At 69.1% G+C, this 22,260-nt stretch carries 24 protein-coding genes; 21 read left to right on the top strand and 3 right to left on the bottom strand.

The window, feature by feature from the left end; translation table 11 throughout:
- Position 1: 1 nt before the first annotated feature.
- From JNB_RS09265 to nadC, 5 genes are read left to right on the top strand one after another with little or no spacing between them, the layout of a single operon-like run.
- The gene (locus JNB_RS09265; protein WP_009776185.1) at positions 2-889 is read left to right on the top strand and encodes a Rossmann-like and DUF2520 domain-containing protein; all 888 of its coding nucleotides are present in this window, start codon (positions 2-4) and stop codon (positions 887-889) included.
- Complete coding sequence (gene panC / locus JNB_RS09260; protein ID WP_009776184.1) at positions 886-1,833, top strand: pantoate--beta-alanine ligase; 948 nt, start codon at positions 886-888, stop codon at positions 1,831-1,833. The genes JNB_RS09265 and panC overlap by 4 nt, the downstream gene beginning before the upstream one ends.
- Before the next feature lie 28 nt (positions 1,834-1,861).
- A complete protein-coding gene (gene panD, locus JNB_RS09255; RefSeq protein ID WP_009776183.1) occupies positions 1,862-2,287 on the top strand; it encodes an aspartate 1-decarboxylase in 426 nt (141 codons plus the stop codon).
- A gap of 32 nt (positions 2,288-2,319) precedes the next feature.
- On the top strand, positions 2,320-4,017 hold the full coding sequence (locus JNB_RS09250; RefSeq protein WP_009776182.1) for an L-aspartate oxidase: 1,698 nt from the start codon (positions 2,320-2,322) through the stop codon (positions 4,015-4,017).
- A complete protein-coding gene (gene nadC, locus JNB_RS09245) occupies positions 4,014-4,907 on the top strand; it encodes a carboxylating nicotinate-nucleotide diphosphorylase (protein WP_009776181.1) in 894 nt (297 codons plus the stop codon). The genes JNB_RS09250 and nadC overlap by 4 nt, the downstream gene beginning before the upstream one ends.
- A gap of 29 nt (positions 4,908-4,936) precedes the next feature.
- Here the strand turns inward: nadC and JNB_RS09240 are convergent, their stop codons facing one another.
- Positions 4,937-5,302, bottom strand: coding sequence for a hypothetical protein (locus JNB_RS09240; protein ID WP_009776180.1), 366 nt, complete (start codon positions 5,300-5,302; stop codon positions 4,937-4,939).
- Positions 5,303-5,408: 106 nt separating this feature from the next.
- A complete protein-coding gene (locus JNB_RS09235; protein ID WP_009776179.1) occupies positions 5,409-6,224 on the bottom strand; it encodes a hypothetical protein in 816 nt (271 codons plus the stop codon).
- Positions 6,225-6,264: 40 nt separating this feature from the next.
- Here JNB_RS09235 and JNB_RS09230 point away from each other — a divergent pair, with 40 nt between their 5' ends.
- The 10 genes from JNB_RS09230 to JNB_RS09185 all read left to right on the top strand — a co-directional run bounded on the left by JNB_RS09230 (position 6,265) and on the right by JNB_RS09185 (position 16,410).
- On the top strand, positions 6,265-7,191 hold the full coding sequence (locus JNB_RS09230) for a Ppx/GppA phosphatase family protein (protein WP_009776178.1): 927 nt from the start codon (positions 6,265-6,267) through the stop codon (positions 7,189-7,191).
- A complete protein-coding gene (locus JNB_RS09225) occupies positions 7,191-8,030 on the top strand; it encodes a sugar phosphate isomerase/epimerase (protein ID WP_009776177.1) in 840 nt (279 codons plus the stop codon). The genes JNB_RS09230 and JNB_RS09225 overlap by 1 nt, the downstream gene beginning before the upstream one ends.
- On the top strand, positions 8,027-8,635 hold the full coding sequence (locus JNB_RS09220; RefSeq protein WP_009776176.1) for a TetR family transcriptional regulator: 609 nt from the start codon (positions 8,027-8,029) through the stop codon (positions 8,633-8,635). Before JNB_RS09225 ends, JNB_RS09220 begins: the two co-directional genes overlap by 4 nt.
- Before the next feature lie 70 nt (positions 8,636-8,705).
- On the top strand, positions 8,706-9,473 hold the full coding sequence (locus JNB_RS09215; RefSeq protein ID WP_009776175.1) for an ABC transporter ATP-binding protein: 768 nt from the start codon (positions 8,706-8,708) through the stop codon (positions 9,471-9,473).
- A complete protein-coding gene (locus tag JNB_RS09210) occupies positions 9,470-10,204 on the top strand; it encodes an ABC transporter permease (protein ID WP_009776174.1) in 735 nt (244 codons plus the stop codon). The genes JNB_RS09215 and JNB_RS09210 overlap by 4 nt, the downstream gene beginning before the upstream one ends.
- 83 nt (positions 10,205-10,287) lie before the next feature.
- Complete coding sequence (locus tag JNB_RS09205) at positions 10,288-13,242, top strand: exo-alpha-sialidase (protein WP_009776173.1); 2,955 nt, start codon at positions 10,288-10,290, stop codon at positions 13,240-13,242.
- 34 nt (positions 13,243-13,276) lie between these two features.
- A complete protein-coding gene (locus JNB_RS09200; RefSeq protein ID WP_009776172.1) occupies positions 13,277-14,227 on the top strand; it encodes a proline dehydrogenase family protein in 951 nt (316 codons plus the stop codon).
- A gap of 320 nt (positions 14,228-14,547) precedes the next feature.
- Positions 14,548-15,348: a pyrroline-5-carboxylate reductase gene (gene proC, locus JNB_RS09195; protein WP_009776171.1), complete on the top strand. Its 801-nt coding sequence runs from the start codon at positions 14,548-14,550 to the stop codon at positions 15,346-15,348.
- Positions 15,341-15,886, top strand: coding sequence for a GNAT family N-acetyltransferase (locus JNB_RS09190; protein ID WP_009776170.1), 546 nt, complete (start codon positions 15,341-15,343; stop codon positions 15,884-15,886). Before proC ends, JNB_RS09190 begins: the two co-directional genes overlap by 8 nt.
- Positions 15,883-16,410 carry a GNAT family N-acetyltransferase gene (locus JNB_RS09185; RefSeq protein WP_009776169.1) on the top strand — a complete coding sequence of 176 codons (528 nt, stop codon included), beginning with the start codon at positions 15,883-15,885 and terminating at the stop codon, positions 16,408-16,410. The genes JNB_RS09190 and JNB_RS09185 overlap by 4 nt, the downstream gene beginning before the upstream one ends.
- Positions 16,411-16,439: 29 nt before the next feature.
- Here JNB_RS09185 and JNB_RS09180 read toward each other — a convergent pair whose 3' ends face one another.
- A complete protein-coding gene (locus tag JNB_RS09180) occupies positions 16,440-17,105 on the bottom strand; it encodes a TrkA family potassium uptake protein (protein WP_009776168.1) in 666 nt (221 codons plus the stop codon).
- A gap of 114 nt (positions 17,106-17,219) precedes the next feature.
- Between JNB_RS09180 and JNB_RS09175 the strand changes: the two genes are divergently transcribed.
- The 6 genes from JNB_RS09175 (at position 17,220) to JNB_RS09155 (ending at position 22,000) form a co-directional block, all read left to right on the top strand.
- Positions 17,220-18,410, top strand: coding sequence for an acetoin utilization protein AcuC (locus JNB_RS09175; RefSeq protein WP_009776167.1), 1,191 nt, complete (start codon positions 17,220-17,222; stop codon positions 18,408-18,410).
- A gap of 166 nt (positions 18,411-18,576) precedes the next feature.
- Positions 18,577-18,774 carry a helix-turn-helix domain-containing protein gene (locus JNB_RS09170; protein ID WP_040884494.1) on the top strand — a complete coding sequence of 66 codons (198 nt, stop codon included), beginning with the start codon at positions 18,577-18,579 and terminating at the stop codon, positions 18,772-18,774.
- Between the two features lie 192 nt (positions 18,775-18,966).
- Positions 18,967-19,065: a 30S ribosomal protein bS22 gene (locus JNB_RS20935; protein ID WP_003792170.1), complete on the top strand. Its 99-nt coding sequence runs from the start codon at positions 18,967-18,969 to the stop codon at positions 19,063-19,065.
- Between the two features lie 245 nt (positions 19,066-19,310).
- Positions 19,311-20,327: an NAD-dependent epimerase/dehydratase family protein gene (locus JNB_RS09165; RefSeq protein ID WP_237700634.1), complete on the top strand. Its 1,017-nt coding sequence runs from the start codon at positions 19,311-19,313 to the stop codon at positions 20,325-20,327.
- Entirely contained in the window at positions 20,327-21,709 is a 1,383-nt protein-coding gene (locus JNB_RS09160; protein ID WP_009776164.1) for a lysophospholipid acyltransferase family protein, read from the top strand. Before JNB_RS09165 ends, JNB_RS09160 begins: the two co-directional genes overlap by 1 nt.
- Positions 21,710-21,721: 12 nt before the next feature.
- Complete coding sequence (locus JNB_RS09155) at positions 21,722-22,000, top strand: glutaredoxin family protein (RefSeq protein ID WP_009776163.1); 279 nt, start codon at positions 21,722-21,724, stop codon at positions 21,998-22,000.
- Positions 22,001-22,260 lie beyond the last annotated feature (260 nt).

Raw genomic sequence — 22,260 nt, 5'->3', positions numbered from 1 at the left:
CGTGACCCATCCAGCCCGCCTCTCCATCGGCGTCATTGGCGCCGGTCGCGTCGGCGCGGTCCTGGGGGCCGCGCTCGCTCGCGCTGGCCACAAGGTCCATGCCGTGTATGCCGTGAGTGACGAGAGTCGTGAACGTGCCGCCGAGCTGTTGCCCGGCGTTCCGGTCAAGGACATCCATGGCGTCATCGATGGCGCCGACCTCGTGCTGCTCGCCGTCCCGGACGATGCCCTCGCGGAGCTCGTCGCCGGGCTCGCGGCGACCGACACGTGGCAGGCCGGGCAGATCGTCGTGCACACGAGCGGTCGCTACGGGACCGACATCCTGCGGCCGGCCCTGAGCGCCCACATCCTCCCGGTCGCCATCCACCCGGCGATGACGTTCACCGGGACGGCCCTTGACCTGGGGCGGCTCGACGAGTGCGCGTTCGGCATCACCGGACCCGACGCGTTGCGGCCCATGGCGGAGGCGCTCGTCGTCGAGATGGGAGGCGAGCCGGTCTGGATCGCGGAGGACCAGCGGGCGGCCTACCACGCAGGCCTGGCCCACGGCTCCAACCACCTCGTGACGCTCATCGCCGAGGCCATGGAGGTCCTGGCCGCCGCTGGCGTCGAGGAACCGCGCGCCGTCCTGGGGCCTCTCGTCCGCGCTTCCCTCGACAACGCCCTGCGACTCGGTGACGCAGCGCTCACCGGGCCCGTTGCGCGTGGCGATGTGAGTACCGTGGGCAGGCACCTTCGTGAGCTGGAGCGGATCTCGCCCGAGATCAGGACCACCTACGTCGCCCTGGCCCGAGCCACCGCGGTGCGTGCGCTTGAGAGCGGGCGGCTCCAGCCGTCCGCAGCCGAACCCCTCCTCGACACCCTCGCCGACCAGGAGCCCACCTCGTGACCCAAGCCGATGTGACCGAACCCTCCACAGCGACACCGGTCGTCGTGAGCACCCGGGACGAGCTGCGCGCGGCCCGCGCGGCACTGTCGAGCACCGACGTCGCCGTCGTCATGACGATGGGCGCCCTCCACGAGGGTCACGCCCAGCTGCTGCGCGAGGCCCGCGCCAGCGCCGAATACGTCATCCTCACGATCTTCCTCAACCCCCTGCAGTTCGGGCCCAAGGAGGACCTGTCGCGCTATCCGCGCACGTTCGACGACGACATGCGGATCGCCACGGCGGCCGGTGTGGACATCGTGTTCGCGCCGACACCCGACGTCGTCTACCCCGACGGCGACCCGGGCGTGCGGATCTCGGCTGGCCCCCTCGGTGACGTCCTCGAGGGCAAGTCACGACCCGGCCACTTCGACGGCATGCTCACGGTCGTCGCCAAGCTGCTCCACCTCACCGGAGGCTCGCGCGCGCTCTTCGGACAGAAGGACGCGCAGCAGCTCCTCCTCATCCGCCGCATGGTGCGCGAGCTCGACTTCCCCGTCGAGGTCGTCTCCGTCCCGACCGTGCGCGAGGACGACGGTCTGGCGCTGAGCAGCCGCAACACCTACCTCACCGAGTCCGACCGCGAGGTCGCCCTCTGCCTGAGCCGCGCGCTGACCGCGGGAGCCGACGCCTCGGCATATGGTCCGTCCGCCATTCGCCGAGCGGCCCGAGAGGTCCTCGTCGAGGAGCCGCTTGCCCTTGTCGACTACCTCGTCCTCGTCCACCCGAGCACCCTGCAGGACGTCCCGGAGTGGTACCGCGGAGAGGCACTCCTCGCGATCGCCGCCCGCGTGGGCACGACCCGCCTCATCGACAACACCCCGATCCTCGTGGGTCCCGGGGGTGGGAGACTCGACGTCTTCTCGAAGCCCGTCACCCCGGGCATCCCCGCCCGTCCGGCCAGCTGAACGCGCACCTCGACCAGGAGTCCTACTGATGTACCGCTACATGCTGCACAGCAAGATCCATCGCGCGACGGTGACGCAGGCCGACCTGCACTACGTCGGCTCGTTGACGATCGACCTGGACCTCATGGAGGCGGCCGACCTCCTGCCCGGACAGCAGGTTGACGTCGTCGACGTCGACAACGGCAACCGCCTCACGACCTACGCCATCGAGGGCGAGCGCGGTTCCGGCATCGTCTGCATCAACGGTGCGGCGGCCCGGCTCATCAGCCCCGGCGACACCGTCATCATCATCGCCTACGCCTCGATGTCCGACGAGGACGCGCGCGCCCATGACCCCCACGTGGTCTTCGTGGACAAGGACAACAAGATCGTCGAGGTCGGCGACGACGGGGGCGATGTGCCCGAGGGTTATGGCCTCATGACGTCGGCCGTCACGAAGCGCTCACACGGGTGACCTCCACCTTCTCGGGGCCAGATGGCGCCGGTATGCCGGCTGCTCCCGCGAGCCTTCGGCTTCCCCGTGCGCTCGCCGCACCGGCGCCCGGCTGGACGACGTCGGCCGACGTCATCGTCGTCGGCTCGGGCATCGCCGGCCTCACCTGCGCCCTGCGGCTCCGGGAACGGGTCGACCGCGTCCTGCTCGTCACCAAGACGGTGCTCGACGAGGGCTCGACGGCCTGGGCGCAGGGCGGAATCGCTGCAGCGCTCGACCCTGAGGACTCGCCGCAGGAGCACCTCGAGGACACCCTCGTCGCTGGTGTCGGCCTGTGCGACCGGGCCGCCGTCGAGGCCCTCGTCACCGAAGGCCCCAACCGCGTCCGTCAGCTCGTGGCGCTCGGTGCCGAGTTCGACCGGGACGCCGAGGGCGAGATCAAGCTGACCCGTGAGGGTGGGCACCACCGCGACCGGATCGCGCACGCCGGCGGCGACGCCACGGGCCGCGAGATCTCGCGTGCCCTCATCGCCGCACTCGACCGCGTCCGCGACGACCCGGGCATCGAGGTCGTCGAGCATGCTCTCGTCGTCGACCTGCTGGACGACGACAACGGGACCATCAACGGGGTCACGCTCCACGTCATCGGTGAGGGACAGCTCGACGGGGTGGGGGCGGCATACGCCCGTGCTGTTGTCCTGGCCACCGGTGGGCTCGGCCAGATCTACACGTCCACGACGAATCCGCCCGTGGCCACCGGCGACGGCATGGCTGCCGCGCTGCGTGCCGGAGCGCGGATGACCGACCTCGAGTTCATCCAGTTCCACCCGACGGTGCTCTTCCTCGGCGAGGGTTCGACCGGGCAGCAGCCGCTCATCTCCGAGGCGGTGCGCGGCGAGGGTGCGTTCCTGGTCGATGCCGCCGGCAACCGCTTCATGCAGGGCCGGCACGAGCTCGCCGACCTGGCGCCGCGCGATGTCGTGGCCCGTGCCATCCTCCAGACGATGCGCGAGCAGGACACCGACCACGTCTTCCTCGACGCCCGCCATCTCGGCGCGGAGTTCCTCGAGGAGCGCTTCCCGTCGATCGTCGCGTCCTGCCGCTCGCTGGGTTTCGACCCGGCGACCGACCTGCTGCCGGTGGCGCCGGCCCAGCACTACGCCTCCGGTGGAATCGAGACCGACCTGCGCGGGCGTTCGTCCCTGCCGGGGCTCTATGCCTGTGGCGAGTGCTCCTGCACAGGAGTCCATGGCGCCAACCGCCTCGCGTCCAACAGCCTCCTCGAGGGCCTCGTCTTCGCGAGTCGCATCGCCTCCGACATCCCTGCGCGGATCGCGGCCGGCGAACTCCCCGAGCCGCAGCCGGTGACGCCGGAGCGGGCCGGCGGGGCCGAGGCGGGCCCAGGTGCGCTGCTCGACAACTCGCAGCGCTTGACCGTGCAGCGCGCCATGACTGCTGGATCGGGACCGGTGCGCTCTGCCGAGTCGACCGCCGCCACGGCTGCGGAGCTCGCGGACCTCGCCGCGCTGCCACCGTCGACGGCCGAGCCGGGTCCCAAGACGTGGGAGACGACCAACCTCCTGCACCTCGGCCAGGCCCTCACCGAGCTGGCCCACCGACGCGAGGAGACCCGGGGCGGGCACGTGCGCAGTGACTTCCCCGAGCGCGACGACGCCCGTTGGCTCGTGCGCCAGAGCGTGACCGTCTCACCTGATCGCACCGTCACCGTGACCGAACGGAGTATGCCGTGAGCTCGTCCTCGTCATCCGACCTCGCCTTCCCGGTCGAGGACGCCCGTCGCGTCGTCACGGGCGCGCTCGATGAGGACCTCGGCGGGCCCGACGGCGTGGACGTGACGACGATGGCGACGATTCCGGCAACCCAGATGACACGAGCAGGGGTCATCGCTCGCGAGGACGGCGTCGTGGCCGGCGTCGACGTCATCGCCCTGACTCTGGACGCAGTGGCCACTCGGCTCGGTGCGGCCCCGGTCGAGGTCGAGGTGTTGGTCGTCGACGGCACCCGAGTCAGGCGCGGTGACGTCATCGCCGAGCTGCACGGCTCGACGCAGGTCACGCTGATCGCGGAGCGCACCCTCCTCAACATCATCAGCCGTCTGTCGGGCGTCGCAACGCACACCCGCCGCTGGGCCGACGTCCTGGAAGGTTCTGGCGCAACGGTGCTCGACACCCGCAAGACAACTCCGGGCCTGCGCGCGCTCGAGAAGTTCGCCGTCCGCGCCGGCGGCGGGACCAACAAGCGCATGGGTCTCTACGACGTCGCCATGATCAAGGACAACCACAAGCTGGCAGCGGGAAGTCTCAAGGCGGCATACGCCGCTGTTCGTCAGCAGTTCCCGGACGTGCCGGTCCAGGTCGAGGTGACCACAGCGGAAGAGGCACTCGAGTCAGTGGAGGCTGGAGCGCGGTTCCTGTTGTGCGACAACATGTCCACGGACCTGCTGCGGTCCACGGTGGACGTTGTGCGAGCGACCGGTGAGACCGTCGAGCTCGAGGCCACGGGAGGGTTGACCCTCGAGGTGGCAGCCGACTACGCGGCGACCGGGGTGGACTACCTCAGTGTCGGTGGGCTGACCCACTCCAGCCCCATCCTCGACCTCGCCCTCGACCTGCGCCCCTGACGTTCCGCCGCGATCAGCTGGAGAAGGGCTCAGCTGTAGAAGTGGTCGATCTTCTCGATGACGGGGATCGAGCCACGCACGACGACCCGCATGCGGTAGTAGGTGTCCTCGTAGGCCGTGGCGAGACTCCGGCACACCTTCGCGCCGGGAGACACGGCGAAGGTGATCACCGGACCACGGGTTGGCTGGCTGTCGGGGCGCAACGTCACGTCGAGCACGATGCCGGTTCCCGACTTGGCCTGGACGCAGAACTGGTCGCCGCCGTCGCTGTAACTGTAGTAGCCGCCGAACATCGGGCGGTCCTGGAAACTGTTGGCGTGCGCCGCGGGTGAACTGACGACGACAACGGTGGCGGCGGCCAGAGCTCCGAGAAGTGAGCGGTTGACGATCTTCATGAGCTTCCTTTGCTCCAGGCCGCCCGGACAGCTGGCCAGTTCTCCCCAGTGTTGGGTCTGTGTCGCAGGCCCGCCACTCGAGAAGGTGTGCCTCGGCAAAGGAGGGTCAGTGGCCCTTGCGGAGGGCGGGGGTGCCGGCGGCGATCGTCGCCGGGTGCACGAACAAAGGCAGGAGTCGACGTGATGCGGGCGTGCGCAGCGCCTTGACCGCGGCCAGGTGGGCCTCGCAGCGAACGACGAGCTCGTCGTAGGCGCCCTGGCCCATGAGCTCGACGAGCTCGGCCCGGTTGCTGCGATAGACCGGCTCGGCGCCGACGTGGGCCTCGGGGTTGCTGGAGCAGTACCAGTCGAGGTCGTGCCCGCCGGGGCCCCAGCCGCGACGGTCGTACTCGCCGATCGAGACCTCGAGGTAGCTCGTGTCGTCGGTCTGCTCGACGGTGCGGAAGGTGCGGCGGATCGGCAGCTGCCAGCAGACGTCGGGCTTCTGGGTGTGCGGCGGCTTTCCGGTGAGGACGGCGTGCTGGTGCAGGGCGCACCCGGCTCCCGCCGGGAAGCCGGGGCGGTTGAGGAAGATGCAGGCGCCGTCGACGACCTTGGTCTTGCGGGCGCCGTCCTCGAGCTCGGTCCAGGCCGAGACCTTGGTGGGGTTCTTGCGATCGGGGCGCAGCTGCCACTCGTCCTCGCCGAGCTCCTCGACGACGGCGGCGACCCGGTTGAGGTCGGCGTCGTCGGAGAAGTGGGCGCCAAGGGTGCAGCACCCGTCGTCGGGGCGATCGGCGTAGATGCCCTCGCAGCCGGACCCGAAGATGCACGTCCATCGCGAGGTCAGCCAGGTGAGGTCGCAGCGGAACCGCTGACCGGAGTCGCCGGGGTCGGTGAACTCCACCCAGGTGCGGGGGATGTCGAGCGGAGTCTCAGCCACCGGCTCACCCTATGTTGCTGAGGCCGACTACCGTTGCACCATGCGGCTAGGTGTCATCGACGTGGGTTCCAACACCGTGCACCTCCTCGTGGTTGATGCACACCTGGGCGCCCAGCCCCTGCCGACGAGTTCCCACAAGAGGGAGCTGCGCCTGTCCGAACACGTCACGGACACTGGCGAGATCGACGACGCGGGTCGTGAGCAGCTCGCCGACTTCGTCGCGGAGTGCCTGACCGTTGCCGAGGACCAGGGCGTCGAGGACCTCATGGGCTTCGTCACGAGCGCCATCCGCGAGGCCCCCAACGGCGACGAGGTGCTCGCCGAGGTCAAGGAACGCACCGGCGTCGTCCTCGACGTGCTGTCGGGTGAGGACGAGGCGCGCCTGACCTTCCTGGCGGCTCGTCGCTGGTTCGGCTGGTCAGCCGGGACCCTGCTCGTGGCCGACATCGGCGGTGGCTCCCTCGAGATCGCCCAGGGCATGGACGAGGACCCTGACGTCGCCATCTCGTTGCCGCTGGGGGCTGGTCGCGTCACGCGCGACCACCTGCCGGGTGACCCTCCCGGAGTCGAGGCCGTGCGGGCCGCGCGCAAACACGTGCGCGCGACGATCGCGCGCGAGCTGCGTCCCATCACCAAGGCAGGGCACGCGGACCGGGTCGTCGGGACGTCCAAGACGATGCGTTCCCTTGCGCGCATCACCGGCGCCGTTCCGAGCTCTGAGGGCATGTATGCCGCCCGCTACCTCGAGCGTGAGGCTCTCGACTCGATCCTTCCGAAGATCGCGACCATGCCTGCGGCACAGCGTTCTTCGCTACCGGGGGTCTCTGCGTCCCGAGCCCACCAGCTCCTGGCTGGCGGCATCGTGGCGTCCGCCACGATGGACCTGCTCGGTGTCGACCGCCTGGAGATCTGCCCCTGGGCGCTGCGCGAGGGCATCATCCTGCGCAGGCTCGACGGCATGCACTGATGGGCGCCGACGACGCCGTGTCCATCCCCGACATTCCGGTCGCGCTCTCCACGGCGTCGGTCTATCCGGAGAACTGCGCCGCCGCGTTCCAGCACGCCGCCCGGCTGGGCTACGACGGCGTCGAGGTGATGGTCTGGACGGACCCGGTGACCCAGGAGGCCGGAGCACTTCGCGCGCTGTCGGACCTGCACGAGATGCCCATCGTCTCGATCCACGCACCCACCCTGCTCATCAGCCAGCGGATCTTCGGCGTCGACGCCTGGGGCAAGGTCGACCGCTCCCTCGAGCTCGCCCACGACGTCGGGGCCCAGACGGTCGTCCTGCACCCGCCGTTCCGGTGGCAGAAGGAGTACGCCCGCGACTTCACCGACGGGATCGCCATGCGCGAGAACGACTCGGGCATCACCCTCGCCGTCGAGAACATGTTCCCGTGGCGCGTGGGCGGACGCGAGATCGAGGCCTACCTCCCGCACTGGGATCCCGTGCCTCAGCCCTACGACCACGTGACGCTCGACCTGTCGCACACCGCGACGGCTGGCTCCGACGCGCTGGCCATGGTGGAGGCACTCGGGCCGCGCCTGGCCCACCTGCACCTGGCCGACGGCCTCGGGTCGATGAGGGACGAACACCTCGTTCCTGGGCGCGGCTCGCAACCGTGTGCCGAAGTGCTGGATCGGTTGGTGCACAACGGCTTTGCTGGATCCATCGTGGTCGAGGTGTCGACTCGTCGACTGTCCATCGAGCAACGTGAGATGGCCCTGGCCGAGTCGCTCGCGTTCTGTCGCCTCCACCTTGCGGCCGCGCTCGGGGATGGGGACGAGGACGGGGGCGCCTCGTGAGCCCGCGAGGCCGACGGCCCGGGGGAGAGGACACGCGCGCCGCGATCATCGCCGCCGCCAGGGCCGAGTTCGCCCAGAGGGGCTATGACGGGACGTCACTGCGGGGCATCGCGCGTGAGGCCGGGGTCGATGCCAAGCTCGTGCACCACTACTTCGATGGCAAGGCCGAGCTCTTCGCCGAGGTGCTCGCGTTCCCGGCGGACCCGTCCGAGCTCATCGACCGCCTCGTCACGGTGCCGCGGGCCGAGCTGGGGGAGGGGCTCGTCCGGGTCTTCCTCTCGGTCTGGGACAACCCTGTCGGTCGGCAGCGGTTCGCGGCGATGTTCGCTGCCGCTGCGGCCAACGAGGAGCACGCACGCATGGTGCGGGAGTTCGTCGGACGCGAGATCTTCGTGCGTCTCATCGAGCGGATCAGTGAGGGCGTCGAGGCGGGCGAGGCCTCGGCGGTGGAACTGCGCGCAGCCCTCGGCGCCGCCCAGCTGATCGGCATGGGCGTGCTGCGCTACGTCGTGAAGATCCCCGCCCTCGCCGACGCGACCGTCGAGGAGATCGTGGCCATCCTCGGCCCCACCCTCCAGGAGCACCTCGTCCCGTCTCACCCCTGAGCACTGCCGAAGACGATCAGGTGGGCGGCAAGGGTTGTGCTCGACGACCCGTCGGGTCTAAATTCATCACATGATGAAAAACGCCCCCCTTCCCACGAACAGCCAGGCGGACGCGATCGTCGTCGAGCACCTGCGCGTGGTCCGCGGTGAGCGCGACGTGCTGCCCGACCTCAACGTCACCGTGCCCGCTGGTCAGGTCGTGGGCCTGCTCGGCCCCAGTGGTGGCGGCAAGTCCACTCTCATGCGCGCCATCGTCGGCGTGCAGAAGGTCGCTTCGGGCAGCGTGACCGTGCTCGGCGAGCCTGCCGGATCGGCGAGCCTGCGCCATCGCGTCGGCTATGTCACGCAGTCGCCGAGCGTCTATGCCGACCTCTCGGTGCGCCACAACCTCGCCTATTTCGCCAAGGTGCTGGGTGCGCCCAAGGACGCCGTCGACCGAGCCATCGATGCCGTCGACCTCGCCAGCCACGCCGATGCCTCGGTCGGCAACCTCTCCGGCGGGCAACGCTCCAGGGTCTCCCTCGCCGCCGCCCTCGTCGGTGACCCCGAGCTCCTCGTCCTCGACGAGCCGACCGTGGGCCTTGACCCCGTCCTGCGGCGCGACCTCTGGGACCTCTTCCGTCGGCTCGCGCACGATGAAGGGCGCACGCTCCTCGTGTCGAGCCACGTCATGGATGAGGCCACCCGGTGCGACCGACTCCTTCTCCTGCGCGAAGGCGTGATCCTCAGCGACTCCACCCTCCAGGAACTGCTCGCCCGCACCGGTGCCCCCGATGCCGAGCAGGCCTTCCTCGCCCTCGTCGACCAGGCAGCCGCCACGTCAAGAGACCGGTCATGAACCCCCGCATCACTCTTGCCACGGCCGCCCGCATCCTGCGCCAGCTCCGCGCTGATCGCCGGACCATCGCGCTGATGCTCGTCGTGCCGTGCGTGCTCATCGGGCTGCTGGCCTGGATCTTCGACGGCACGCCGGTCTTCGACCGGGTCGGGGCCGCCCTTCTGGGTGTCTTCCCGTTCGTCGTCATGTTCATCGTGACGAGCGTCGCCACGTTGCGCGAACGCACCTCGGGGACCCTCGAGCGCCTGCTCACGACACCGCTCGGCAAAGGCGACTTCATGCTCGGCTACGCCCTCGCCTTCGGCGTCATGGCGGTCGTGCAGGCCCTCGTGGCAACGGGATTCGCCGTTTGGGTGTGCGACCTCGACGTCGCTGGACCGACGTGGCTCCTCGTGGTCGTGGCAGTCTGCGATGCGCTCCTCGGGACGGCTCTCGGCCTGCTCGTCAGCGGCTTCGCCTCCACCGAGTTCCAGGCCGTCCAGTTCATGCCGGCGCTCGTCCTGCCGCAGTTCCTGCTCTGCGGCCTCCTCGTCCCGCGCGACTCGCTGCCGTCGGTCCTGTCGGCGATCTCGGACTTCCTGCCCTTGTCGTATGCCGTGGACGCGATGCGCACGATCGCGGCGGTTGCCGATCCGCTCGGCGACGTGGCGAGCGACATCGGGATCATCGTCGGTGCGATCGCCCTCGCCCTGGCGCTGGGCAGTCTCACTCTGCGGCGCAGGACTCCATAGGTCTAGACATCGGACATATGACGTCCTAGGTTGTCCGGAACGCGGGGAGCGACGGCGCTCCTCGGCAGCCCCGGAGGATCTCGATGTCAGCCCTTGCTCGCTGTGCCACTGCCGCCCTTGCCTGTGCGGCCCTGACGACAGCCACCCTGACCGGCGCGGTGAGCCAGGCCGCGGCCACGCCGATCTCGCCGCTGCCACCCACCTCCGCGCCAGGCACCTACAGCGAGCAGAACCTTGCGGCGGACCGCACGCCTGCCAACTTCTTCTACCGGATCCCGGCTCTCGCCCACCTCGGCAACGGTGTGGTCGTCTCGGCATGGGACGCCCGCCCGGGGAGCTCCGCCGACGCACCCAACCCCAACTCGATCGTGCAGCGGCGCAGCACCGACGGCGGCCGGACCTGGGGTCCCATGTCGACGATCGCTGCAGGCTTTGCCGGTGACGCGACCAGTGGCAAGTACGGCTACAGCGACCCGAGCTACGTCGTCGACCACGAGGCCGGCAAGGTCTTCGCCTTCTTCGTCTACTCCAAGGACGCCGGCTTCGCCGCCAGTCAGTTCGGCAACGATGACGCTGACCGCAACGTCATCAGCGCCGCCGTCGTCGAGTCCAATGACGCCGGGCTGACGTGGAGCACGCCACGCCTCATCACCGACGTCGTCAAGCCGGGCACGAGCAAGACCAACCCCCAGATCGGAGACGTGCGCTCGATGTTCGCGTCCTCGGGTGAGGGCATCCAGCTCCGCTACGGCGCCCACGCCGGGCGGCTGGTCCAGCAGTACGCGGGCTACGTCCGCCAGTCCAACGGCACTGATGTCATCCAGTCGTGGAGCGCCTACTCCGACGACCACGGAGTGACGTGGCAGAAGGGGGCTCCCGTCGGCACCGCCATGGACGAGAACAAGACGGTCGAGCTCTCCGATGGCCGCGTGATGCTCAACTCGCGTGACAGCTCCAACGGTCACTTCCGCAAGGTCGCCATCTCGACGGATGGTGGCCAGACCTATGGCCCCGTCACGGTCGACCGACAGCTCATCGACCCGACGAACAACGGCTCGATCACCCGGCTCTTCCCCGACGCAGCGCAGGGCAGCCCCGAGGCCAAGAAGCTCCTCTTCACCAACTCCGCCAGCCAGGTCGACCGGGTGAACGTGTCGGCCCGGGTCTCCTGCGACGACGGTGCCACCTGGACGGGACTGCGCAGCCTGCGGTCCGGCTTCTCGGCCTACTCGACCGCCACTCGCCTCGACTCCGGTCGGATCGGCGTCTTCTACGAGGGCAACTACACCGACGACCTGACCTTCGCGGCCTTCGACGACGCGTGGCTCAACTACGTCTGCGCCCCGGTGTCGACGCCCGACCGCACCGTCCAGGCTGGCTCGACCACCCAGGTGCCGCTGACGATCACCAACCAGGAGGCGACCCCCCTCGAGGGTGGTTCGGCGACGATCGCCACCCCCACCGGTTGGTCCGCTCCGGCGGTCACCGTCCCGACCATCGCTCCCGGCGCCTCTGCCACGGTCACCGTTCCCCTGACGGCCTCAAGGACGGCCACCGGCGCAACCCGTCTCGACGCGACCTTCACGGCCGCCGACGGACGCACGTCGCACTACGGCGTGGTCGTCACCGCGCAAGGTGCTCAGCAGGTCGGCCTGACGATCACCGGATCAGCGGCAGCCCGCGACGTCGTCGCGAACCCGTATGCCGTGGGCGAGCAGGTGGCCTACTCGCTCAACGTGACGTCGACCTCCAACGTGACCGCCGCGTCCGTGCCCGTGTCGGGTTCGTTCGACTCCGGGTTCCTCCCTCCCACGGCACCCAACTGCCGGTTCCTCACGTTGGCGGCGGGTGCGGCATACACGTGCACGACTCCCCGCCACACCGTGACGGCAGCCGATGTCGCCAAGGGTTTCTTCACGCCGACGGCGACGTTCACGATCACGTCCACCACGGATTCAACAGTGACGAAGACGGTCTCCTTCGCCGGCGCGCCGGTCTTCCTGCGCAACCCCGCGGGCATTGGCCTCGGAGCCTCGATCGCGGGCCAGCGAGCCGATGGCACAAGGGATCTGGCGACGACGCCGTATGTGGCCGGTGAACAGCTTCCCTACACGTTCAACGTCGCGAACACGTCGCCGTTCGTCGAGACGGTCGCGCCGACGAGTGGCACGTTCGCTCCCTTCGTCCCGCCGGGTGGTGGCAACTGCCGCTTCACCAACCTCGCCATCGGCGGCAGCTACGCCTGCACCACGCCTCGTCACCTCGTGACCCAGGATGAGGCCGACGCCGGCTTCTTCCGTGCCAGCTCCGCCTGGACGGTCACGGCGACCGGCAAGACCACCGTGAACTACGCCATCGACGGCGGAGAGATCGACCTCAAGGTCCGCCAGCCGGGCCTCGACGGACTTGTCACCCCGGTGTTCGTCGATGTGGATGGTGACCGCTTTGCGAGTGCCGGTGACCGCATCGACGTCACCCGCACGGTCGGCAACGCGGGCAACGTCTCGCTCACCGACCTCGTCGTCACCGGGGCGGACATCCCGGCGACGACCCTCGGGCTCGGACAGTCCGTCTCGTCGAATGCGTCGATCGTCCTCACCCAGGCCCAGGTCGACTCCGGCCAGGTCACCGTCGCGGGCTTCTCGGCCACGGCGGCCAATGGGGCGCAGGCCGTGAGTCAGGTCGTCGATGGAGTCACCGTGACGCTGGAGGCCAAGCCCACCATGCCCACGACGACGCCGACCCTGACGCGCAAGGACTATGACGGACTCACCTCGCCGATCAACCTCGGGCTCGACCGGAAGTACCGTGCGGGCCAGCTCCTCGAGGCAGACGGGCTCGCCTACGGCCAGTGGTACTTCCTCTACGTCAACGGCACGGGCCAGCCCCTCGGCTGGCACTTCGCCACCCTCGACGACACGATCGAGCTCATCCTGCCCGCGTCGGTCAAGAACGGGATGGACACGCTCGTCGTGCTGGACAGTGCCGGTCACGAAGTGGCCTTCGGCGCCTTCCACGTGACGCCGAAGGGGGCGTGACCGGCGGGGGACTGGAGCGGATAGCCTGACGCTCGTGGATGCCTCAGACCTGCTTCGCTCCAGTCTCCTGCACCTGTCCGACTCCTCGCTCGTGCGCAGCACGATCGAGAAGGCGCCGGTGAGCCGCTCCGTCGTGCAGCGCTACGTGCCGGGGACCGATGTGGCCCATGCGGTCAGTGCGGCCGCCGAGCTGCGCGCGACGAACCGCATGGTGACCATCGACTACCTCGGTGAGGACACGCTCGACGCCGGTCAGGCCGCCCACACCGTCGACACCTACGTCGGCCTGCTGCGGGCGCTCAAGGCACGTGACCTGACGCAGTTCGGAGCCGCCGAGGTGAGCGTCAAGCTCAGCGCCGTCGGCCAGGCGCTGCCCCAGGACGGCGAGCAGATCGCCCTCGACAACGCCCGCCGCATCTGCGAGATCGCCAAGGACGCCGACACCACGGTCACCCTCGACATGGAGGACCACACGACGACCGACTCGACGCTGGGGATCCTCGCCGAGCTGCGCAAGGACTTCCCCAGCACCGGGGCCGTCGTCCAGTCCTACCTCCACCGCACCGAGGCCGACTGTCGTGACCTCGCCACTGCGGGCAGCCGGGTCCGACTGTGCAAGGGCGCCTACAAGGAGCCGGCCTCGGTCGCCTACCAGGACGCCGGGGATGTCGACCTCTCCTACGTGCGCTGCCTCAAGGTGCTCATGGAGGGCGACGGCTACCCGATGATCGCCAGCCACGACCCGCGCCTCATCGACATCGCCCGGGCGCTCGCGAGCCGCCACGGACGCGAACCCGACTCCTACGAGTTCCAGATGCTCTACGGCATCCGCCCCGACGAGCAGACCCGCATCGCCGACCGCGGACACCAGATGCGCGTCTATGTGCCCTTCGGCGAGGAGTGGTACGGCTACCTCATGCGCCGCATGGCCGAGCGCCCCGCCAACCTGCAGTTCTTCCTGCGCAGTTTGGTTTCCAAGGGCTGAGTGCCGCGGAGGTCCACACACGAGATCTCTTCCTGCGCAGTCTCGTCTCCAAGGGCTGAGTGCCGCGGAGGTCCACACACGAGATCTCTTCCTGCGCAACCTCGTCTCCAAGGGCTGAGTGCCGCGGAGGTCCACACACGAGATCTCTTCCTGCGCAGTCTCGTCTCCAAGGTCTGAGTGCCGCGGAGGTCCACACACGAGATCTCTTCCTGCGCAACCTCGTCTCCAAGGGCGGAGCTGCCCGCGAGAGGCGGGCGGGCGGCATACCCGGCGATGAAACGCACGTGAAGCGCGACGTGACGAGGGCTTAGTCTCGCGACATGGGAACGGTTGCGATCTTCGGTGCTGGTGTCATGGGCGAAACCTTGCTCTCGGGTCTGCTGCGCTCCGGTCGCCCGGCTGACGAGCTCGTCATCACCGAGCGACGCGCCGAGCGCGCCGCCGAGCTGACGGAGAAGTACGGCGTGCGCGCCGTCAGCAACGTCGAGGCCGCGGCAGGTGCCGACACCCTCGTGCTCGTCGTCAAGCCGCAGGACATGGCCGCACTGCTCGACGAGATCAGCCCCCACGTCGCCGACGGGAACCTCGTCGTCAGCCTCGCCGCCGGCATCACGACCGAGTTCATCGAGAGCCGTCTCGCCGAGGGGCGCTCCGTCGTCCGCGTCATGCCCAACACCCCCGCCCTCGTCGACGAAGGCATGGCCGCCGTGAGCGGTGGCAAGCACTGCATGCCCGACCAGCTCGCCCACGCCATCGAGCTCCTCGCCGCAACCGGCAAGGTCACCGAGGTCCCCGAGAAGCAACTCGACGCGGTCACGGCGATCTCCGGCAGCGGACCGGCCTACATCTTCTACGTCGTCGAAGCGATGATCGAGGCGGGCGTCGTCCTCGGTATGCCGCGTGCCACCGCCACCGAGCTCGTCACCCAGACGCTCTACGGCGCGGCGACGATGCTCCGAGAGACCGGTCAGCACCCGACGGTGCTCCGCGAGCAGGTCACCTCGCCCGGCGGCACGACGGCTGCCGCTCTGCGCGTCCTCGACGACCACAAGGTCCGGGCCGCCTTCGTCACCGCGATGGAGGCAGCCGCGGTTCGCTCGCGGGAGCTGTCCGGTGGCTGACCCGAAGGGCCCGGCCAGCGTCGTCCCCGTCACCGAGGACAACTGGCGCACCTATCGCGACGTGCGCCTCGCCGCGCTCCTCGACACCCCACGGGCCTTCGCGAACACGTATGCCGTGAGCGCGGCCTACTCGGACGAGTCCTGGCTCGCACGACTCACCTCGATGCGTGTGTTCCTCGCGATGGTCGACGACCGACCCGTCGGCACGGTCTCCATCTGGCACGGCGCCGACCAGCCCGACGACGAGATCTACCTCATCGGAATGTGGGTCTCGGCGTCCGTGCGCGGACGCGGTGTGGGCGACCTCCTCGTCGCTGCGGCCCTCGACGCCGCAGGTCAGGACGGCTACGTCCGCGTCCACCTCGAAGTCGCCCAGGAGAACCTCCCCGCCCAGCGCCTCTACGAGCGGCACGGCTTCGCTCCCACCGGCACCAGCTGGGACAACCCGCTCTACGGCGGGATCAAGGAGATCGGGTATGCCGTCGCGGTGGACCCGGCTTGCCGCCCGCCGGTGTCGTCAGAGACAGTGGAGGCATGAGTGACATCAGCGTGCGCCCGTTGGGCGAGGAGGACTGGCAGCAGTACCGCGACACGCGACTGACCGCTCTGCGGGAATCGCCCGAAGCCTTCGTGGCCACCGTCGCGGATGAAGAAGCCTTCGACGAGGACCTGTGGCGCCAGCGGATGAACCGCTCGGCCCGCCTCATCGCCGAACGCCAGGACAGCCAGCTCGGCATCGTCAGCGTGGGCCGCTCGAGCGACGACAACCCCAACACCTCCGAGCTCTTCGGCCTCTGGGTCAGCCCCGAAGCCCGCGGCAGCGGCGTGGCCAGTGCCCTCGTGCGCGCCGGCGCCAACCTTGCCCGCGAGCAGGGCCAGTCGCAGCTTGCCTACTGGGTCGGCAGCGACAACGGCCGCGCCGTCGCGTTCGCCAGCGGGTTCGGGTTCCGGCCCACCGGCAAGCGTCGTCCCATGCGGGTCGTCAGCGAGAACGACGAGGACGAGGTCGCCATGGTGCTCGCGCTCGGCGGCGACCGCGGGTCAGTACCCACCGACTTCTGAAGCCGGGCTGCTGGGTCGCCTCTCGGCGGTCAGGGTCGAGCGGCGAGACGCTCCAACAGTTCTGTGGGACCACTGACGATGAGCGTGTCGTGGGCCGAGACCTTCGTCGAGGGCACGGCATACGTGAAGTCTTCACCGGGGGCCTTGACGCCCACGATCGTCACGCCGTACTTGCTGCGCAGCTTGCTCTGCTCCAGCGTGAAGCCGATGGCCTCGGTCGGCGGGCGCATCTTGACGATGGCGAACCCGTCGTCGAACTCGATGTAGTCCTGCAGCTTGCCGCCGACGAGGTGCGCGACGCGGCGTCCGGTGTCGGCCTCGGGGCGCACGATGTGCTGGACGCCGATCCGGTCGAGGATGCGCGCGTGCTCGGGTGACATGGCCTTGGCCCAGATGTCGGGGATGCCCTGGTCGACGAGGTTGGCCGACGCCAACACCGACGCCTCGATCGAGGACCCCACACCGACGATGGCGATCTTGTAGCGGGACGCCTTGGCGTCGCGGATGACCTCGGAGTCGCTGGCGTCGCCGTGGATGATCGAGCTCAACCGGCCGAGGAACTTCTCGGCGAGGAACCCGTCCTTCTCGATGGCGACGACGCGGTGTCCCAGGCGGCGCAGCTCGAGGGCGGCAGCGCCGCCGAATCGACCCAGACCGACCACGAGCACATCGAGATCGCTGTTCTTGGCGCCCAAGGCTTCCTCCTGCTGATGACTGACCCTGATGACTGACGGCGATGTCGCATCGTCAGGTGGACGTTCGGGTCGAGGCTAACGCTCATCGGGGGTGCGCCGGGTAGCGTGCCCGACATGGCTCATCGCACGCGCCTCGTCTGGGACGACGGGTTCACGGCTTACAACTTCGGGCCGTCCCATCCGATGGGGCCCGCAAGGCTCGCCCTCACCACCCGCCTGCTCGACAACCTGGGGGTCCTGGACCAGGTCGAGGTCATCGGCCCGGGTGTGGCCAGCGACGACCTTCTCGCGACCGTCCACGACCGCGACTACATCGCCGCCGTCCGAGCAGCCTCGCTCGATCCCGACAGCGCGGACGGGCGCCGCGGTCTCGGCACCGAGGACGACCCGGCCTTCGCGGGGATGCACGAGGCCAGCGCCCGCATCGTCCAGGGCACCGTCGACGTCTGCGACGCGGTGTGGAGCGGCGAGGCCGACCACGGCGTGAACTACTGCGGCGGCCTCCACCACGCGATGGCCACCAACGCGGCCGGCTTCTGCATCTACAACGACATCGCGGTCGGCATCCAATGGCTTCTCGACCACGGCGCCGAGCGGGTGGCCTACGTCGACATCGACGTCCACCACGGCGACGGGGTGGAGCGCATCTTCTGGAATGACCCGCGCGTCCTCACCATCTCGATCCACGAGTCGGGTCGCGCCCTCTTCCCGGGCACCGGCTGGCCCGCCGACATCGGCGGGCCCGATGCGCGTGGCACGGCCGTCAACGTCGCACTCCCGCCCGGCACCGGTGACTCCGACTGGCTGCGGGCCATCGAGTCGGTCGTGCCGCACGTCGTCGCTGCCTTCGATCCCGACGTGCTCGTCTCCCAGCACGGGTGCGACAGCCACCGTCAGGACCCGCTCGCCCACTTCAGCATTTCGCTCGACGCCCAGCGGCGGGCCCATGAGTGCCTGCACCGCCTCGCCCACGACCAGGCAGGCGGCAAGTGGGTCGCGCTCGGCGGTGGCGGCTACGAGCTGGTCGATGTCGTGCCGCGCTCCTGGGCGCACCTCACGGCCATCGCCGCCCACGCCCCCGTGTCCTCGACCACGGCCGTGCCCGCCGAATGGCTCGACCACGTCCGCGAGACGTTCGGTCGAGAGGGCCCTCCGACCATGGGTGACCTCGCCGAGAAGGACCTGCCGATCTGGGTGCGACCGTGGGGGATGGGGCACAACCCGGACCGCCCCGGTGACGCCGCGATCCTGGCAACGCGTCAAGCCGTGTTCCCGCTCCATGGCCTCGACCCATGGTTTGACTGACTCAGATTTCTCCCCACTTGGCCGCGTGTCGGCTGGACTTGGGAAAGATTCCGCTCCAACGACTTCCCCAATGGTCACACCAGCCCCTATGGTTGCTTCTTGCACGCCCGTAGTGAACGCCGACGGGGAAGTCGGCGATGCGAGCATGCAGAAGATCGAGGTGGCGATGTCTCAGGAACGCTTTGCCGAGGTGCGGTTTCTCACCGTTGCCGAGGTGGCCTCGATCATGCGCGTGTCGAAGATGACCGTCTATCGCATGGTGCACGGAGGCGAGCTTCCGGCCGTGCGTGTCGGTCGTTCCTTCAGGGTTCCCGAGGACGAGGTGCAGAAGTACCTCCGGGAGTCCTACATGGGCACCGCGTGAGCGAGCAGCAACCAACGCTGAAGGCCGGGCCGACAAGGCCCGGCCTTCGCCGTTTTCGGCCCCGTTTGGGCGCTCGGCTCGTGCGCCGGTAGTGTTGCCCCTCGACACACGCGCGCCGGTCGGCCGCGCAGGCCGATCAGCAGCTGCTGGTCCACCCGTCGTTTCGATTCTCTCAATCAGCAAGGACTGCTCATGGGTTCAGTGATCAAGAAGCGCCGCAAGCGCATGGCGAAGAAGAAGCACCGCAAGTTGCTTCGCAAGACGCGCCACCAGCGCCGCAACAAGAAGTGACGCGTTCCTGACGCGTGTGATCGGCCCTCGCCTTCTGGCGGGGGCCGTTCTACATTTCACGACGGCGTATGCCGGCCCACGCAGAGCGTGGGACCCGCGCTCGCCTCCCGCTGCACGTCCAGCCCGTGGGCTGCTGGGTGACAGGCCTCTCCAACCCCTCCCGTCACAGTGCGACGGGAAGTAGGGTCGGGCACGAAAGTGCGTGACCAACAAGAGAGGCAGTGCCCGTGGGCCAAGTAGTTCTCGTGACGGGGGTGTCCCGCTATGTCGGTGGTGTCCTCGCTCGGCGGCTCGCGGCCGACCCCGGCGTCGACAAGGTCATCGGCGTCGATGTCATCCCGCCGCCTCGCGACATCGGGGGAGCGGAGTTCATCCGCGCGGACATCCGCAACCCGATGATCGGCAAGGTCATCGCCCAGGGTGATGTCGACACGGTCGTGCACGCCAACGTCATCGCGACGCCGACCTTCGCCGGGGGCCGTGTCCCGCAGAAGGAGATCAACGTCATCGGCACCATGCAGCTGCTCGCTGCGTGCCAGAAGGCGTCGTCGGTCAAGCGCCTCGTCGTGAAGTCCACCGCTGCGGTCTACGGCTCGACGCCGCGCGACCCCGCGATGTTCACCGAGGAGATGAGCGCTCGGCGGCTGCCGTCCTCGGGGTTCGGCAAGGACTCCATCGAGGTCGAGGGATACGTGCGCGGCTTCGCCCGCCGACGGCCCGACGCCGAGATCCTCACACTGCGCCTCGCCAACATCATCGGTCCGCGAATCCGCACCTCGATCACCGACTACTTCAACCTGCCGGTCCTCCCGGTGCCCTTCGGCTTCGACGCGCGACTCCAGTTCATCCACGAGGACGACGCGATCGCCGCCCTGGCCCGCGGAGTCACCGGCTCGGCCACCGGCGTCATCAACCTCGCCGGCGACGGCGTCCTCACCGTCCTGCAGGCTGCCGCGATCGCTCGCCGCCCCGTGGTCATGGTGCCGTTGGCGGCCGCCGGCACCATCGGTGGGCTCGGCAAGCGGTTCGGCCTCGTCGACTTCAGTCCCGACCAGATGTCCTTCCTCGCCTTCGGCCGGGGCATGGACACCACCGCGATGCGTGAGTCGTTCGGTTTCAACCCGTCGTTCTCGACACGTGCAGCGTTCGAGGACTTCGCCCGCACCGTCAGTCCGGTCTATCCCTCGTTCGACGCCGTCACCGGTGCCGTCGGCGGGATCTTCGGTGCGGCACAACAGGTTCTGGGTCGAGGGAAGCACTGATGGCGACGAAGAAGACGACGACGAGCAAGACGACGACGAGCAAGACGACCGCGGCGGCCAGGAAGAAGCCCTCGTCCGTGGCCGCCGGCGCGGCCCGGGCCTCGGGCGAACGCGCGCGCCGCCGCTCGACGCCACTGCTGTCCGCCCAAGCGGTGATGACCACGGCCGAAACGCCGAAAGCCTCCACAACGCCGAAAGCGTCCAAGGGTGAGGCAGTGAAGGCCGCCAAGTCCCCGGCCTCCGCGGCTGGTCGCACGGCCCACCGTCCGCGACCGACGGCCAGCACGAAGCCCTCGTCCAAGGCCTCGAAGCAGGCCGGCGTACGCCCGCAGCGCCCTCAGAGTCCGCGCGCGAAGCGTGCGGCCGACGAAGCGGCTCGCCGCCACCTGCGGGTCGCGGCACCGCCCGAGCCCAAGCGACCTTCACCCGACCCGACGGCGACGCAGACCGACATGGCGCTGCCCGTCCCGGGCATCGACGAGCTGTTGAGTGCCTCGATCGCCGCCATGCGGATCGCGGCCCAGGGTGCAGGCATGTCTCCGGACGAGATCGAGCGCCGGATCGCGGCGACGCTGGCCTTCCTGCGCCGCCGCATCGAGGGCGACTTCTCGGTCGACGAGTTCGGCTACGACGAACACTTCGCCGAGAACGTCATCTTCCCGATGCTGCGTCCCATCTACAAGAACTGGTTCCGGGTCGAGGTTCGCGGGCTCGAGAACATCCCCGCCGAGGGTGGTGCGCTCATCGTGAGCAACCACTCGGGCACCATCGCCATCGACTCGCTCATGGTCGCGCAGGCCGTGCACGACGAGCACCCGCAGCATCGCGTCATGCGCGCGCTCGGTGCCGACCTCGTCTTCCAGACCCCCCTCCTCGGTGCGTTCGCGCGTCGCGGTGGGTCCACCCTCGCCACCGGCGACGACGTGGACCGCCTCTTCGCCAAGGGCGAGCTCGTCGGCGTCTTCCCCGAGGGCTTCAAGGGTGTGGGCAAGCCGTTCAAGGAGCGCTACAAGCTGCAGCGCTTCGGTCGTGGTGGGTTCGTCTCGGCCGCGCTCAAGGCCGGCGTGCCGATCATCCCGACCTCCGTCGTCGGTGCTGAGGAGATCGCCCCGATCATCGGCAACATGAAGACGGTCGCGCGCCTCCTCGGCCTCCCCTACGCGCCGATCACCCCGACCTTCCCCCTCCTCGGACCCCTCGGCCTCATCCCCCTCCCGAGCAAGTGGATCATCGAGTTCGGCGCCCCCATCGAGACCGCCAGCCACGGCAAGGCCTCCGCCGACGACCCGATGCTCGTCTTCGACCTCACCGACCAGGTCCGCGAAACCATCCAGCAGACCCTCTACTCCCTGCTCATGCAGCGCCGTTCCGTCTTTTTCTAGAAGCCGACGAGTATGCCGCCCCCTCCCGACCCCGTGCCGGCTCCCGAACCGCGCGTGACCCTGATCGCCAAACCCGGCTGCCACCTCTGCAACGACGCTCGCCAGATCATCGCGAGGGTCACGGAAGACCTGGGTGAGTCCTTCGACGAGCTCAACATCCTGGAGCGCCCCGACCTGATGGAGAAATACGCCGAGGAGATCCCGGTGACACTGGTCGACGGCAAGCAGCACGACTTCTGGCGAGTCAACGAGGCCCGCCTGCGAGCAGCGTTGACCCAGCCGAAGCGTTAGGCGACCCGAGGCACCCAGCGGAGCGTGGGTGTGCCGGTTCGCCGCTGGCTGGGTCTGGCGGGAGCGCGGAGTGCGTTCTACGCGCGCAGCGCGGATGGGATTGCGGCGAACGGCATACCCACGCGCAGCGGAACGCGAGTGGGCGGCATACCCGCGTAGGTAAGTCGACGGTGCGAGCGCAAGCGGTTTCGCATGAGCCTTGTACCAGAACGTAGTGAGGCCCGCGTCTCGGGGTGGGTTCGCGACTTTGTGCATCGCTT

Source organism: Janibacter sp. HTCC2649 (assembly GCF_000152705.1).
Lineage (GTDB): Bacteria > Actinomycetota > Actinomycetes > Actinomycetales > Dermatophilaceae > Knoellia.
Note: the sequence above shows the minus strand (reverse complement) of the source record. Positions and strands in the feature narration are given on the sequence as shown.

Excerpts from the sequence above, each read along its gene's own strand:
- JNB_RS09170 (WP_040884494.1), top strand. The coding sequence starts at position 18,577 with ATGTCTCAGGAACGCTTTGCCGAGGTGCGGTTTCTCACCGTTGCCGAG.
- JNB_RS20935 (WP_003792170.1), top strand. The coding sequence starts at position 18,967 with ATGGGTTCAGTGATCAAGAAGCGCCGCAAGCGCATGGCGAAGAAGAAG.
- JNB_RS09250 (WP_009776182.1), top strand. The coding sequence starts at position 2,320 with ATGCCGGCTGCTCCCGCGAGCCTTCGGCTTCCCCGTGCGCTCGCCGCA.
- JNB_RS09215 (WP_009776175.1), top strand. The coding sequence starts at position 8,706 with ATGATGAAAAACGCCCCCCTTCCCACGAACAGCCAGGCGGACGCGATC.
- JNB_RS09225 (WP_009776177.1), top strand. The coding sequence starts at position 7,191 with ATGGGCGCCGACGACGCCGTGTCCATCCCCGACATTCCGGTCGCGCTC.
- JNB_RS09205 (WP_009776173.1), top strand. The coding sequence starts at position 10,288 with ATGTCAGCCCTTGCTCGCTGTGCCACTGCCGCCCTTGCCTGTGCGGCC.
- JNB_RS09240 (WP_009776180.1), bottom strand. The coding sequence starts at position 5,302 with ATGAAGATCGTCAACCGCTCACTTCTCGGAGCTCTGGCCGCCGCCACC.
- JNB_RS09185 (WP_009776169.1), top strand. The coding sequence starts at position 15,883 with ATGAGTGACATCAGCGTGCGCCCGTTGGGCGAGGAGGACTGGCAGCAG.
- JNB_RS09230 (WP_009776178.1), top strand. The coding sequence starts at position 6,265 with ATGCGGCTAGGTGTCATCGACGTGGGTTCCAACACCGTGCACCTCCTC.
- JNB_RS09160 (WP_009776164.1), top strand. The coding sequence starts at position 20,327 with ATGGCGACGAAGAAGACGACGACGAGCAAGACGACGACGAGCAAGACG.
- panD (WP_009776183.1), top strand. The coding sequence starts at position 1,862 with ATGTACCGCTACATGCTGCACAGCAAGATCCATCGCGCGACGGTGACG.
- JNB_RS09175 (WP_009776167.1), top strand. The coding sequence starts at position 17,220 with ATGGCTCATCGCACGCGCCTCGTCTGGGACGACGGGTTCACGGCTTAC.
- JNB_RS09210 (WP_009776174.1), top strand. The coding sequence starts at position 9,470 with ATGAACCCCCGCATCACTCTTGCCACGGCCGCCCGCATCCTGCGCCAG.
- JNB_RS09155 (WP_009776163.1), top strand. The coding sequence starts at position 21,722 with ATGCCGCCCCCTCCCGACCCCGTGCCGGCTCCCGAACCGCGCGTGACC.
- proC (WP_009776171.1), top strand. The coding sequence starts at position 14,548 with ATGGGAACGGTTGCGATCTTCGGTGCTGGTGTCATGGGCGAAACCTTG.